Raw genomic sequence first — 13,361 nt, forward strand, 5'->3', positions numbered from 1 at the left:
GCTTTTGGACTTTGTAAGGATGATACCCGCGCGGAAGCCGGATACCTGGCCGTGCGGGAAGGGGACGGACATGGAGCGCTCGGCGCCACCGCCACCGCAGCTGCTGGAGATCGCGATCGAGGTGGCCCGGGGTGCGGCGGCCACCGCGTACCGGATGCGCACCGAGGGCGTCTCGGTCGCGGCGACCAAGAGCACCGTCACCGACGTGGTGACCGCGGCCGACCGGGCCGTGGAGCGCCAGATCACCGCCGAGCTGCGCCGGCTGCGGCCGGACGACGCCGTGCTGGGCGAGGAGTACGGCGCCGCGATGCGTGGCGACGGCCCCCGGCCCCGGGTGCGGTGGATCGTCGACCCGATCGACGGCACCGTCAACTACCTGTACGGCCTGACGCACTGTGGCGTGTCGATCGCCGCGGAGGTGGACGGCGAGGTGGTGGCGGGTGTGGTGCGCAACATCCACACCGGCGAGGAGTGGACCGCCACCGTCGGCGGGGGCGCCTGGCGCGAGGGTCGACGATTGCACTGCTCCACCGAGACCGATCTCGGTCAGGCGCTGGTGGTCACCGGCTTCGGCTACGACGCCGCCCGCCGGGTCCACCAGGCCCGGGTGCTGGCCGAACTGATCCCGCACGTACGCGACATCCGCCGCCTCGGCGCCGCCGCCGTCGATCTCTGCCTGGTCGCCGAGGGACGGGCCGACGCCTTCTACGAGAAGGGCCTGGCCGCCTGGGACCAGGCTGCCGGTGCGCTGGTGGCCACCGAGGCCGGCCTGCGCGTCGGCGGGCTCAAGGGGCTGGCCCCCGGGCCGGAGATGGTCATCGCCGCGCCGCCGACACTGTTCGACGCGCTGCACGAGCACCTGGCCGCGTTGGACGCCTCCGGCGGCCCCTGACGCCGCCTGGTGCCCGGTCAGCAGCCGGAGCGGGAGGGGCGCGGCGCTGGCTGCCGTCGTTGGCCGTCAGGAGCCGGAGCGGAGCGCTGGCTGCCGTCGGCGGACGCCGCCTGGCGTCTGTCAGGAGCCGCAGCACCGGTGCCCGGGGACCCACTGCCGGTCGACAGCGGGCCGACGGTCAGTTGTCGACCGGCATCGGGCAGGAACCGGGCGGGGCGACCGGGGCGCCGAGGTCGCCAAGCGACTGGTTGACCTCGGTGATGGTGGCCAACTGCTGGAAGTTGGCGCCCAGGACCACGTCGACGATGTCGTCCTCGCGCTTGGGGTTGTACTCCAGCTCGGCGTCGCCGAGGAAGTACGCCCGCAGCAGGTGCGCCGAGCCGACCCCCTTCGGGCCGTAACGCAGGACCGCCACGTCGTCGATCTTCTTCTTCTGGGTGGCTTCCTTCTGCACCTGGAAGTCGCGGTTGCGGAAGTCGCCCCCGACGTCGGCGGCCAGGCCGGGGCGATCCGTGCCGTTGAGCACGTTGATCTTGACATCCTTGTGGTCGCGCAGGGTGACGTCGGCGCGTGGCCAGTCGTCCGGACAGCCCTCGCCGGCACCGGCGTTACTCTGGGTGTCCCTGACCAGGGCCACGACCACGAAGACCAGGGCGACCACCGCCAGCATGCCGACGACAACGAGTGCTCGCACTCGCGCAAAGCTCATCAGGGCACTCCCGGGCATCGGTGGGTGGCAGCGGCCGGCGATCGGGCCGTTCCGTCGGCCGTCGGGTACGCCGCTGAGGTTAACGGGTGTCCGACCGTCGCGTGGAAACAGTCCGACATGCCGGCGCGCCACCGGAGAACGGGGTAGTACTACCCCTATCTTCGTGTCGCCTGAGTCACATTGGGAACAACTTCCCGTGCAGGGGCGTACATCTCAGCCACGAGGGCGGTATACATGCCTCGCCCAAAGGGGGGGTAGGGTTCCGCGCTCGCCGGGGAGATCCTCTGGCGGTCTGGTCCGAGCGGTCGTCGGGTCAGGTGGCCGACACTAGCGGTGGCCGGCCAGCGGAACCGAAACAGCGTCGTCCGGCGTTACAACCGGAAGCGACAACATCGAAATGGGAGAGTGAAACCGATGGCCACCGACTACGACGCCCCGCGCCGCGACGAGGTCGATCTCGGCGAGGACAGCCTGGAAGAGCTCAAGGCCCGGCGCGTCGACTCGCAGTCGGGCGCCGTGGACGTCGACGAGGCAGAAGTGGCTGAGAGCTTCGAGTTGCCCGGCGCCGACCTTGCCGACGAGGAACTGACGGTCAAGGTGCTACCGATGCAGCAGGACGAGTTCCGCTGCGCCCGTTGCTTCCTGGTGCACCACCGTAGCCAGCTGGCGGTGGAACGCAACGGCGAGCTGATCTGCCGAGAGTGCGTCTGACCGCAGGGCGACGACCACGACCACGGCGGCGACTCCCGAGTGGAGTCGCCGCCGCCCGGCTCGGCGAGCGCCACGCCACACAACCTGGTTGACTCGGTAGCCATGAGCGAGCGAATCGGCCGGCTCGGCGCCTTGGTGTGGTCATGAGCGAGCACACCGGGCGTGCCGAGGATCCGGACGAGCTGGGGAAGACCGTCGCGGCGCTGACCGCCGACGACATCGAGCCGGCGAAACGACGTCAGCTGCTCACCCGGCTGGTCGGGCAGGCTCGGGCCCGGGGGATCGGCGAGCTGTTCAAGCCGAGGGCCGCGCTGCGCTGGATGGTGGACACGGTCGCGGAGATCGCCCCACACGTGCCGATCCGGGATCTGGCCACCCTGCGTCGGCACTTTCCCGGGCTGACCGACGAGGAACTGGCCGACCGGCTGGTCCGCAACGCGTCCCGGGCGACGGCGGGGGTCGGCGCTGCCGGCGGCGGAGCCTCGGCGGTGCAGTGGACGGTGACCCCGACCCTGCTGTCCGCCCCGGTACTGCTCGCCGCCGAGACGGTCGCGGTGGTGGCGGTGGAGCTGAAGCTGACCGGCGAGCTGCACGAGGTCTACGGCGTACCGCTGCCGGCCGGCGGCACCGAACGGACGATCGCGTTGGTGCAGTCCTGGGCCAGCCAGCGCGATGTAAACCCGATGGTGCCCGGCGTCGGCGTGGGCGCCGTGCTGGGCACGGCGGCCCGGAACGAGCTGCGGGACACCCTGCTCAAGCGGTTCGGCCGCAACCTCACCACGCTGGGCCCCTTCCTGACCGGAGCCGCGGTGGCGAGCTACCTGAACCGGCGGGCCACCCGGACGTTGGCCGACCAGCTCCGCGCCGACCTCCGCCGGCAGCGCCGCAGCCTGCCCGGCGTGCCGCCCGCTCCACCCGCCCTGCCCGGCCCGTCCTGACCGCCGGCCGGGGCGCTGGCAGCGGGGGCCCGGCGGTGAACGCCGCAGCGCCGATGACCGGCGACGGATCGGATCAGCGTGCCGCGTCCCGCGCGGCCAGCAGGGCTTCGGCCAGCTCGACCGGGTGTCGGGAACTGACCACCCAGAACGGCGTGGGGTCGGCCGGATCGTCCAGGACAACCTGGACGGCACCGGGGATCCACGGGCGCTGGACGACGAACGCCAACGGATCGGCGCCGACACCGAGCACCTCACGCCGACCCTCGGCGTCCAGCGCGATGGCGTCGGCGACGAACCGGACGGGCAGCCGGGCGTCGTCGACCCGCAGCTCTCCGTCGACCACCGCGACCCGGATCCGGCCCAGCCACGCCAGCCCGGCGACGACGGCCGGCAGCAGCATCGCGAACGGCACCCAGGCGCGTGCACCGCCCGCCCCCATCCACACCTCCACGGCGAGCAGGGTGGCGGCCGCGAGCCCGGCGAGCCACAACCACCAGGGCAGCCGCAGGCGCTCGGCGTACGCCGGGGGCGCCGAGACGGACGAAGGTGACGGTGACTGACTCACTCGTGCCAGGGTACGGCGCGGCGACCCCCGGGTACCGGGCAGGATGACAGGGTCACCCCCAGCGGAACGGACGAAAGAGGGACATCGTGACCGACGTGGTGCCCGTGCCGGTCCGGCGGCTCGATCCCGAGCTGCCGATGCCGGCGTACGCCCATCCCGGTGACGCCGGTGCCGACCTGGTGGCGGCCGCCGACGTGGAGCTGCCCCCCGGCGGTCGGGCGCTGGTGCCGACCGGCGTGGCGATCGCCCTGCCCGAGGGATACGTGGGCCTGGTCCATCCCCGATCGGGGCTCGCCGCCAGACTCGGCGTGACGGTGCTCAACGCGCCCGGTACGGTCGACGCCGGCTACCGGGGTGAGATCCTGGTCAACCTGATCAACCATGATCGGGCGGCGTCGGTGAAGATCTCCCGGGGCGACCGGATCGCGCAGCTGGTTGTGCAGCGGGTGGAACGGGCGATCTTCCAGCCGGTGGCCGAGCTACCCGCGTCCGGACGCGGGACCGGTGGACACGGCTCCACCGGCGGGCACGCCGGGCTGGTACCGCCGCCGGCCACGGACGGCGCGAACGGAATAGATGGCACCGTGAGTGCGAACAGCGGAGGTTGGACGCAGTGATCTTCTCCCGAAAGCGGGCCGCGGGACGGCACGCCCTTGACGAGCGGGCCACCAACGTGCCCGAGACCGCCGAGGACGCCCTGGCGGAGCCGACGCGCGGGCCGTACGACGTCACCGAGGCGCCGGACGGGGTGCAGCGGCTCGATCTGGGCAGCCTGCAGATCCCGGCGGTGCCCGAGGTCGAGGTGCGGGTGCAGGCCGACCAGCAGGGGGTGGTCCAGCAGGTCGTGCTGGTGCACGGCCAGAGCGCCCTGCAACTCGGTGTCTTCGCCGCGCCGCGGTCCGAGGGGATCTGGGACGAGGTGCGCGAGGAGATCCGCCAGTCGCTGTTCGCCGACGGCGCCGCCGCGCAGGAGGTCATCGGTGAGTACGGCACGGAGCTGCACGCCCGGGTACGCACCGAGGACGGCCTGACCGATCTGCGGTTCGTCGGCGTCGACGGACCGCGCTGGATGGTTCGGGCGGTCTACCAGGGCGCCGCGGCCACCGATCCGGCCGCCGCCGGTCCGCTGGCCGTCTGTCTGGACGGGCTGGTCGTCGACCGGGGGGTGGAGGCCAAACCGGTACGTGAGCCGCTGCCGCTGCGGTTGCCACGCGAGGCGGGTGAGCAGGCCGCGGCGGCGGACGCCGCCACCGGGCCGGCCGACGCGGCGTCGGCGCCCGGAGGCCGCTGAGCGCTTCTCGGCGGCCCGGTGTCTCCGGGGCCGCCCGGGCACGGCCGGACGCGCTTCCGGTGCGCCGGGAGGGTCCGGTCCGGCGTACGCTGGCGGGTGCCGTTCCGGCAGTCGTCCGGCGGCGGTGGCTTCCGGTGCCAGCCGGCCTGCGTGGAGAGGGTGACGCGGAACTCATGACCACCGACGAGGGTCGGGGTTCGCTGCGGCGGATGTTGCGACGGCTGACCGCGAGCGAGGCCGAGATCGAGGCGCAGCAGTTGCAGCGGGAGAGTGCCCGCTGTGGCGCGGTACCGGTGTTGCAGTGCGGACGGGGGCAGGTGGTCTCGGTCAGCGGCCGGCTGCGTACCGTCGTCTACACCCCTCGGACGAACCTGCCGGCGCTGGAAGCGGATCTCTACGACGGCAGTGACGTCGTGACCCTGGTCTGGCTCGGGCGGCGGCACATCGTCGGCATCGAGCCGGGACGGCACCTGACCGCCCGGGGGCGGATGGCGGTGCGCGACGACCGCAAGGTGATCTACAACCCGTACTACGAGCTGGAGCCGTCAAAGTGAACCTGCGGGCGTTGCGGATGGACAGCGGGCGATGACGACCGGACAGCACCCGGCGACCCAGCCGGAGACCGGGCCGGCGGACGAGGAGCGGCTGCCCACCGTCGCCGAGCAGATGGCCGACCAGCTCGGCGGCTGGCGAGGGTTGGCCGAGTCCAGCATCCCGGTGGTGGTCTTCGTGATCGCCAACATCGTCACCGACCTGCGGCCGGCCGTGATCGCCTCGGTGGCGGTGGCGGTGCTGATCGGTGGGCTGCGGCTGGCTCAGCGCCGGCCGGTGCGGCACGCGGTCAACGGACTGTTCGGCATCGGGATCGGCGCCGCCATCGCCTGGCGTACCGGCGATGCCCGCGACTTCTATCTGCCGGGGATCCTCTACGGCATCGGCTACGGCCTGGCCCTGCTGCTGTCGGCGGTGATCCGGCAACCGCTGGTCGGCTGGATCTGGTCGGTGCTGGTGGCCAAGGGCAGTTCGCAGTGGCGCGACGATCCCCTGCTGGTCCGCACCTTCACCCGGCTGACCGTGCTGTGGGGAGTGGTGTGGCTGGCCAAGGTGGGCGTGCAGGCCGGCATCTACCTGGCCGCCCGCCGGTTCGACCAGCTCGGCGACGAGGCCGCCGCCGCCGACATGGAGACCGCCCTCGGGGTGGCGCGGCTGGCCCTGGGCTACCCGCCGTACGTGCTGCTGTTGCTGATCACGGTCTGGACGGTGCGCCGGGTGACCCGCGAGCGCCAGCCGGAGCCGCTGACGAGCTGAGCCGCTGCGGTCGAAGCTGCGGCACTAGCGTGATTCGCGGGTGCGTTCGACGCTGTCCGGGCCGAGCACCACCGCCCGTACGGCGTCCTCCACCTCGGCGGTGCAGACGAAGACCAGCTCGTCGCCGGCCTCGAGCGGATCGTCCGGGCTGGGCACCAGGACGCGCTTGCCGCGCAGGATCGCCACCAGCGCGGAGTCCCGGGGCAGCGGCACCTCGCGCAGCGGGCGCCCGACATAGGGCGCGGTCGGCGGCAAGGTGATCTCGACCAGGTTCGCCTCGCCCTGCCGGAACGTCATCAGGCGGACCAGGTCACCGACGGTCACCGCCTCCTCGACCAGCGCGGCCATCACCCGTGGCTTGCTGACCGCCACGTCCACGCCCCACTGCTCGGTGAACAGCCACTCGTTCTCGGCCCGGTTGACCCGGGCGACCACCCGGGGCACCGCGAACTCGGTCTTGGCCAGCAGCGAGACCACGAGGTTGACCTTGTCGTCGCCGGTGGCCGCGACCACCACGTCGCAGCCGGCCAGCTCGGCCTCCTCCAGGCTGGCCAGCTCGCAGGCGTCGGCCAGCACCCACTCCGCGTCCGGCACCCGGGCCGGACGCAGCATCCGGGGCTGCCGCTCGATGAGCATCACCTGGTGGCCGTTCTCGATCAGCTCCTGCGCGATGGAGCGGCCCACGTTCCCGGCACCGGCGATGGCGACCCGCATGATCACTGCCCTCCTTCCGGCGTCGCCGCCACGGATGTGACCGCCGCCACCATGTCGTCGGTGACCAGCATGAAGACCTGGTCACCCTCCTGCACGACGCTGGACGCGGTGGGCAGCGTGCCGATGCCGAAACGGATCAGGTACGCCACCCGAGCACCGGTCGCCTCCTCCAGGGCCCGCACCGGGCGGCCGATCCAGTCCTTGTGCACCGGCACCTCGATGATCGAGACGGTGCTTGTCGGATCGCGGAAGATCTCCACGTTGCCCTCGGGCAGCAGGTGCCGCAGCATCCGGTCGGCCGTCCACCGGACGGTGGCCACGGTGGGGATGCCCAGCCGTTCGTAGACCTGTGCGCGACGCTGGTCGTAGATGCGGGCAGCGACCCGCACCACGCCGAAGGTCTCGCGGGCCAACCGAGCCGAGATGATGTTGGAGTTGTCGCCGCTGGAGACGGCGGCGAACGCGTCGGCCCGCTCGATGCCCGCCTGGCGCAGCACGTCGCCGTCGAAGCCGGCGCCGGTGACCGTGACACCGGCGAAGTCGGGCCGCAGCCGGCGGAAGGCGTCCGCGTCCTGGTCGATGACCGCCACCGAGTGCCCCCGGGCCTCCAGGTTGTGAGCCAGGGTCGAGCCGACCCGGCCACAACCCATGATCACGACATGCACGCTGCCTCCCACGGTGCGTACCGCTGCGCCTCGTCGCCTGCGAGCCTGCCACGTCGGGGCCGCGGCCGGGGACCGACGGTACTCCCGCGCCAGATACGCCCGTACCCGGCCACCCCACGTGCCCGTCGTCGGTGGTCGTACGCTTGGCCGTTGTGGCCCGATCCACCTCCCTGCTGAAGCGGCTGCTCGTCGGCCGGCCGTTCCGGTCCGACCGGCTCAAGCACACCCTCCTGCCGAAGCGCATCGCCCTGCCCGTCTTCGCCTCGGACGCGCTGTCGAGCGTGGCGTACGCGCCGGACGAGATCCTGTTGATGCTCTCCATCGCGGGTGCCTCGGCGTTCGTCTTCTCACCGTGGGTCGCCCTGGGCGTGGTCGTGGTCATGCTGACCGTGGTGGCCAGCTACCGGCAGAACGTGCACGCCTACCCCTCGGGCGGCGGCGACTACGAGGTAGCCACGGTGAACCTCGGCCCGCGCGCCGGGGTGGGGGTGGCCAGCGCGCTACTTGTCGACTACGTGCTCACCGTCGCGGTTTCGGTCTCCTCCGGGGTGGCCAACCTCGGCTCGGTGATTCCCTTCGTGGCGACCCACAAGGTGCTCGTCGCGGTCTCCGCCGTGGTGCTGCTGACCGCGGTCAACCTGCGCGGGATCAAGGAGGCGGGCAGCGCGTTCGCCATCCCGACGTACGGCTTCATGATCGTAATCATCGGCATGCTCCTCACCGGGCTGGTCCGGATCGTCGTGCTCGGCGAGGACCTGCGCGCCCCCAGCGCCGACCTGGTCATCGCCGCCGAGTGGCACGACACCACCGGCTGGGCGATGGCGTTCCTGCTGTTGCGCAGCTTCTCCTCGGGCTGCGCCGCGCTGACCGGTGTGGAAGCGATCTCCAACGGGGTACCGGCCTTCAAGGCGCCGAAGAGCCGCAACGCCGCCACCACCCTGCTGATGCTCGGCCTGGTCGCGGTGACCATGCTGGTCGGCATCGTGTGGCTGGCCCGGCTCACCGGGCTGCAGTTCGTCGAGAACCCCGCCCTACAGATCGTCTCCGGCCCCGAGGGGTACGTGCAGAAGACGGTCACCGCGCAGCTCGGTGAGACGATCTTCGGACCGGGTTCGGTGCTGCTGTTCCTGGTCGTCGGAGTCACCGCCACGATCCTGTTCGTGGCCGCCAACACGGCCTTCAGCGGCTTCCCGGTGCTCGGCTCGATCCTCGCCCAGGACCGCTACCTGCCCCGGCAACTGCACACCCGGGGTGACCGGCTCGCCTTCTCCAACGGGATCCTCTTCCTGGCCGGTTTCGCGATCCTGCTGATCGTCGGCTTTCAGGCGGAGGTGACCAAGCTCATCCAGCTCTACATCGTGGGTGTCTTCGTCTCGTTCACGCTCTCCCAGGCGGGGATGATCCGGCACTGGAACCGGCTGCTGCGCAACGAGCGGGACCCGCAGGTGCGACGTCGGATGCTCCGGTCCCGGGCGATCAACACCTTCGGCATGGCGATGACCGCCGCGGTGCTGGTGATCGTGCTGATCACCAAGTTCCTGCTCGGCGCCTGGATCGCCATCGTCGCGATGGGTCTGATCTACGTGCTGATGCTGGCCATCCGCCGGCACTACGACCGGGTGGCCGTCGAACTGGCCCCGGACGACGGACGGCCGGTGCTGCCGGCCCGCAACCACGCGATCGTGCTGGTCAGCAAGTTGCACCAACCCACCCTGCGGGCGGTCGCGTACGCGCAGGCCACCCGGCCGGACACCCTCACCGCGGTGACCGTCAACGTCGACGATCACGACACCCGGCAGTTGCAGGCCGACTGGGACCGGCGGGGAGTGCCGATCCCGCTGACCGTGATCGACTCGCCGTACCGGGAGATCACCCGCCCGATCCTGAACTACGTGGCCGGGGTCCGCCGGGAGTCGCCGCGCGACGTGGTCACGGTCTTCATCCCCGAGTACGTCGTGGGCCGCTGGTGGGAGAACCTGTTGCACAACCAGAGCGCGCTGCGGCTCAAGGGCCGGCTGCTGTTCGAGCCGGGGGTGATGGTGACAAGCGTGCCGTGGCAGCTCGCCTCGACGGCCGGCAAGGACCTGGACCGGATGGACGCCACGCTCGGCCGTGGGCCGGTCCGTGGCCCCCGGGTGGCGCCGCGCGCCACCCTGCCGCCGGACGCTCCGTCGCCGGCCCCGGAGCGCGAACCGTCGGACGGGGAACCGCGATGAGCGAGCGGGTCGTCGGGCTCGGCGCGACGAGCGGGCTGGAGGAGGCGGAGCGGGTCGAGCTGACCGTGGCGGCGGTCGCCCCCGGGGGGCACTGCGTGGCCCGGGTGGATGGCCAGGTGGTCTTCGTCCGGCACGCCCTGCCGGGTGAGCGGGTGCTGGCCGAGGTGACCGAGGTGCACCGGGGTTTCGTCCGGGCCGACGCGGTCACCGTGCTGGCGGCGTCACCGGACCGGGTCAGCCCACCCTGCCCGTACGCCAGACCGGGTCGCTGTGGCGGCTGCGACCTGCAACACGTCGCCCCGGACGCCCAACTGCGCTGGAAGGTGGCGGTGGTGCGCGAGCAGCTCATCCGCCTCGGCGGGTTGGACGAGGCCGGCTGTGACGCGCTGGACCTGCGGGTGACGGCGCTGCCGGGTGGTCCGCTCGGTTGGCGGTCCCGGGTCCGCTACGCGGTCGACGCGGCGGGTCGCGCCGGGCTGCTCAAACACCGCTCGCACGAGGTGGTGCCGGTCGACCGCTGCCTGATCGCCCATCCGGCCATCCAGGAGCTGCCGGTGCTCACCGCTGCCGGGGCGAGCTGGCCGGACGCCGAGGCGGTGGAGACCGTCGCCACCACCGGCGGGGACGTGGCGGTGACCGCCGTCGCGGCCGGGGCCAGTCGCCGGGTCAGCGGCCCGGAACGGGTCCGGGAGCGGGCCGCCGGCCGGGAGTGGGTGCTGCCCGCCTCGTCGTTCTGGCAGGTGCATCCCGACGCCGCGGACACCCTGGTCGACGCGGTGCTGGAGCTGACCGACCCCCGGACGGGTGAGCGGGCCTGGGACCTCTACGGTGGCGCCGGCCTGTTCGCTGCCGCGCTGGCTTCTCGGGTGGGCGAGACCGGGCGGGTCACCCTGGTCGAGGCGGCCGGCGACGGCGTCGCGGCGGCCCGGGAGAACCTGCGCGACCTGCCCAACGTCGAGGTGGTGGCGGCCCGGGTGGAGACCGCCCTGGCCCGTCGCCGGGTCACCGGCCCGGTCGACGTGGTGGTACTCGACCCGCCCCGGACGGGGGCCGGCGCGCGGGTGGTACGTGACGTGGTGGCTGCCGGGCCGCGCGCGGTGACGTACGTCGCCTGTGACCCGGCGGCTTTCGCCCGGGACCTGCGGGTCTTCGCGGAGCTGGGTTGGCGGCTGGCGGCGTTGCGCGGGTACGACCTGTTTCCGATGACCCAGCACGTGGAGCTGGTCGGGCTGCTGGTGCCGGCCTGACCGGGTGCTCAGTCCCGGTGGTCGCCGCGCCCGGGCTGCGAGGTGCGCGAGGGCCGATAGACTCTGCGGTCATGAGTGTTGAAGAGGACACGGCCAACCACGGCCGGCTGCTGGCCACGGTGCACGGTCCCCAGGACGTCAAGCGGATGTCCGCCACCGAACTGGACATCCTCGCCGCCGAGATCCGCGACTTCCTGATCGCCAAGGTGTCGCGTACCGGTGGGCACATCGGGCCCAACCTGGGCGTGGTGGAACTCACCCTGGCCCTGCACCGGGTCTTCGACTCTCCCCGGGACCGGCTGCTGTTCGACACCGGCCACCAGGCGTACGTTCACAAGATCGTCACCGGCCGGCAGGGCGGGTTCGACCAGCTACGCCAGCGTGGCGGGCTCTCCGGCTACCCCAGCCAGGCCGAGAGCGAGCACGACCTCATCGAGAACTCGCACGCCTCGACCGCCCTGTCGTACGCCGACGGGCTGGCCAAGGCGTACGCGCTGCGCGGCGAGTCGCGCACCGTCGTCGCCGTGGTGGGCGACGGGGCGCTGACCGGCGGCATGTGCTGGGAGGCGTTGAACAACATCGCCGCCACCGACAACCCGCTGGTGATCGTGGTCAACGACAACGGCCGTTCGTACGCGCCGACGATCGGCGGTCTCGCCCACCACCTCTCGACGCTGCGGCTCAACCCCGGCTACGAGAAGGTCCTGGACGCCGTCAAGGACGCCCTCGGCTCGACCCCGCTGGTCGGCAAGCCGATGTACGAGGTGCTGCACGCGGTCAAGAAGGGCATCAAGGACGCGGTCGCGCCGCAGGCGATGTTCGAGGACCTCGGCATCAAGTACGTCGGCCCGGTCGACGGGCACGACCTCGCCGCTGTCGAGACGGCCCTGCGGGCGGCGAAGAACTTCGGCGGCCCGGTGATCGTGCACGCGGTGACCCGCAAGGGCTACGGCTACCGCCCCGCCGAGGAGGACGAGGCGGACTGCTTCCACAGCCCCGGTGCCTTCGACGTCACCGACGGCAAGGCGACCGCCGCACCGTCGGTGAAGTGGACCCACGTCTTCGCCGACGAGCTGGTCGCGATCGCGGACGAGCGGCCCGACGTGGTGGGCATCACCGCGGCGATGGCCGAGCCGACCGGCATCGCGAAGCTGGCCCGCAAGTACCCGGAACGCACCTACGACGTCGGCATCGCCGAGCAGCACGCCGCCACCTCGGCGGCCGGCCTGGCGCTCGGTGGGCTGCACCCGGTGGTGGCGGTGTACGCGACCTTCCTTAACCGGGCGTTCGACCAGGTCCTGCTGGACGTGGCGATGCACAAGCTGCCGGTCACCTTCGTGCTGGACCGGGCCGGGATCACCGGCCCCGACGGGCCGAGCCACTACGGCATCTGGGACATGTCGGTCTTCGGGGTGGTGCCGGGTCTGCGGATCGCGGCGCCCCGGGACGCCGCCACCCTGCGCGAGGAGCTGCGCGAGGCGGTCGCCGTCGACGACGGCCCGACCGTGGTCCGCTTCCCGACCGGCGCGGTCGCCGCCGATCTGCCCGCCGTGCGGCGGGTCGGGCCGGTCGACGTGCTGGCGGAGTCGGCGCGTACCGACGTGCTGCTGGTGGCGGTGGGTGCCTTCGGCCAGCTCGGGGTGGAGGTCGCCGCCCGGGTCGCCGAGCAGGGCTACGGGGTGACCGTGGTGGACCCCCGCTGGGTCCGTCCGATCCCGGCGGAACTGGTCGAGCTGACCTCCGAGCACCGGCTGGTGGTCACCGTCGAGGACGGCGTCCGGTCCGGCGGGGTGGGCGACGCACTCGCCCGGGCCATGCGCGACGCCGGCATCCGGGTGCCGCTGCGTGATCTGGGCGTACCGGCCGGCTGGTATCCGCACGGCTCCCGCAACCAGCTCCTGACCGACCTCGGCCTGACCGCCCAGGACGTGGCGCGCGACGTCACCGGCTGGATCTCCCGCCTCGACACCGAGCCGGTCGACCCACCCCGCCTCACCGCCAACCCCACCCCCAACTGACCCTCCCCCCTCCCACCCCCCACCCCCCACCCCCCCACCCCCCCACCCGCCCGCGCTAGCGCCTCGCGCCGTTGATCATGAAGTTGT

14 protein-coding genes are annotated in these 13,361 nt (G+C 72.3%); 10 read left to right on the plus strand and 4 right to left on the minus strand.

Features of this window, described 5'->3' with window-relative positions:
* Positions 1-70 precede the first annotated feature (70 nt).
* Positions 71-892 (plus strand): inositol monophosphatase family protein, encoded by an 822-nt coding sequence (locus AB0J93_RS02465; protein WP_363917326.1) that lies wholly within the window; start codon positions 71-73, stop codon positions 890-892.
* A gap of 178 nt (positions 893-1,070) precedes the next feature.
* Here AB0J93_RS02465 and AB0J93_RS02470 read toward each other — a convergent pair whose 3' ends face one another.
* Positions 1,071-1,586, minus strand: coding sequence for a LytR C-terminal domain-containing protein (locus AB0J93_RS02470; protein ID WP_363917699.1), 516 nt, complete (start codon positions 1,584-1,586; stop codon positions 1,071-1,073).
* Positions 1,587-2,015: 429 nt separating this feature from the next.
* Here AB0J93_RS02470 and AB0J93_RS02475 point away from each other — a divergent pair, with 429 nt between their 5' ends.
* Both AB0J93_RS02475 and AB0J93_RS02480 read left to right on the plus strand, forming a co-directional pair.
* Positions 2,016-2,312 carry a DUF4193 domain-containing protein gene (locus AB0J93_RS02475; protein WP_007075406.1) on the plus strand — a complete coding sequence of 99 codons (297 nt, stop codon included), beginning with the start codon at positions 2,016-2,018 and terminating at the stop codon, positions 2,310-2,312.
* A gap of 143 nt (positions 2,313-2,455) precedes the next feature.
* Positions 2,456-3,250 (plus strand): hypothetical protein, encoded by a 795-nt coding sequence (locus tag AB0J93_RS02480; RefSeq protein ID WP_363917328.1) that lies wholly within the window; start codon positions 2,456-2,458, stop codon positions 3,248-3,250.
* Between the two features lie 73 nt (positions 3,251-3,323).
* On the opposite strand, the gene AB0J93_RS02485 is transcribed toward AB0J93_RS02480, so the two are convergent.
* Complete coding sequence (locus AB0J93_RS02485) at positions 3,324-3,815, minus strand: DUF3093 domain-containing protein (protein ID WP_363917330.1); 492 nt, start codon at positions 3,813-3,815, stop codon at positions 3,324-3,326.
* A gap of 86 nt (positions 3,816-3,901) precedes the next feature.
* On the opposite strand from AB0J93_RS02485, the gene dut reads away from it, so the two are divergent.
* From dut to AB0J93_RS02505, 4 genes are all read left to right on the plus strand, one after another.
* Positions 3,902-4,432 (plus strand): dUTP diphosphatase, encoded by a 531-nt coding sequence (gene dut / locus AB0J93_RS02490; protein WP_363917332.1) that lies wholly within the window; start codon positions 3,902-3,904, stop codon positions 4,430-4,432.
* Positions 4,420-5,106, plus strand: a complete 687-nt coding sequence (locus AB0J93_RS02495) for a DUF3710 domain-containing protein (RefSeq protein ID WP_363917334.1) — start codon at positions 4,420-4,422, stop codon at positions 5,104-5,106. The genes dut and AB0J93_RS02495 overlap by 13 nt, the downstream gene beginning before the upstream one ends.
* 173 nt (positions 5,107-5,279) lie before the next feature.
* Positions 5,280-5,660, plus strand: a complete 381-nt coding sequence (locus AB0J93_RS02500) for an OB-fold nucleic acid binding domain-containing protein (RefSeq protein ID WP_363917336.1) — start codon at positions 5,280-5,282, stop codon at positions 5,658-5,660.
* Positions 5,661-5,691: 31 nt separating this feature from the next.
* Entirely contained in the window at positions 5,692-6,414 is a 723-nt protein-coding gene (locus AB0J93_RS02505; protein ID WP_363917338.1) for a DUF3159 domain-containing protein, read from the plus strand.
* Between the two features lie 24 nt (positions 6,415-6,438).
* Here the strand turns inward: AB0J93_RS02505 and AB0J93_RS02510 are convergent, their stop codons facing one another.
* Together AB0J93_RS02510 and AB0J93_RS02515 are read right to left on the minus strand one after the other, a co-directional pair.
* Positions 6,439-7,128, minus strand: coding sequence for a TrkA family potassium uptake protein (locus AB0J93_RS02510; RefSeq protein WP_363917340.1), 690 nt, complete (start codon positions 7,126-7,128; stop codon positions 6,439-6,441).
* Between the two features lie 2 nt (positions 7,129-7,130).
* The gene (locus tag AB0J93_RS02515; RefSeq protein WP_363917342.1) at positions 7,131-7,793 is read right to left on the minus strand and encodes a TrkA family potassium uptake protein; all 663 of its coding nucleotides are present in this window, start codon (positions 7,791-7,793) and stop codon (positions 7,131-7,133) included.
* Between the two features lie 152 nt (positions 7,794-7,945).
* Here AB0J93_RS02515 and AB0J93_RS02520 point away from each other — a divergent pair, with 152 nt between their 5' ends.
* The 3 genes from AB0J93_RS02520 to dxs all read left to right on the plus strand — a co-directional run bounded on the left by AB0J93_RS02520 (position 7,946) and on the right by dxs (position 13,274).
* On the plus strand, positions 7,946-10,009 hold the full coding sequence (locus AB0J93_RS02520) for an APC family permease (protein WP_363917344.1): 2,064 nt from the start codon (positions 7,946-7,948) through the stop codon (positions 10,007-10,009).
* On the plus strand, positions 10,006-11,256 hold the full coding sequence (locus AB0J93_RS02525; RefSeq protein ID WP_363917346.1) for a TRAM domain-containing protein: 1,251 nt from the start codon (positions 10,006-10,008) through the stop codon (positions 11,254-11,256). Before AB0J93_RS02520 ends, AB0J93_RS02525 begins: the two co-directional genes overlap by 4 nt.
* A 71-nt stretch (positions 11,257-11,327) precedes the next feature.
* Positions 11,328-13,274: a 1-deoxy-D-xylulose-5-phosphate synthase gene (gene dxs / locus AB0J93_RS02530; RefSeq protein WP_363917348.1), complete on the plus strand. Its 1,947-nt coding sequence runs from the start codon at positions 11,328-11,330 to the stop codon at positions 13,272-13,274.
* Positions 13,275-13,361 lie beyond the last annotated feature (87 nt).

It is taken from the genome of Micromonospora sp. NPDC049374 (assembly GCF_040677165.1).
Classification (GTDB): domain Bacteria; phylum Actinomycetota; class Actinomycetes; order Mycobacteriales; family Micromonosporaceae; genus Micromonospora.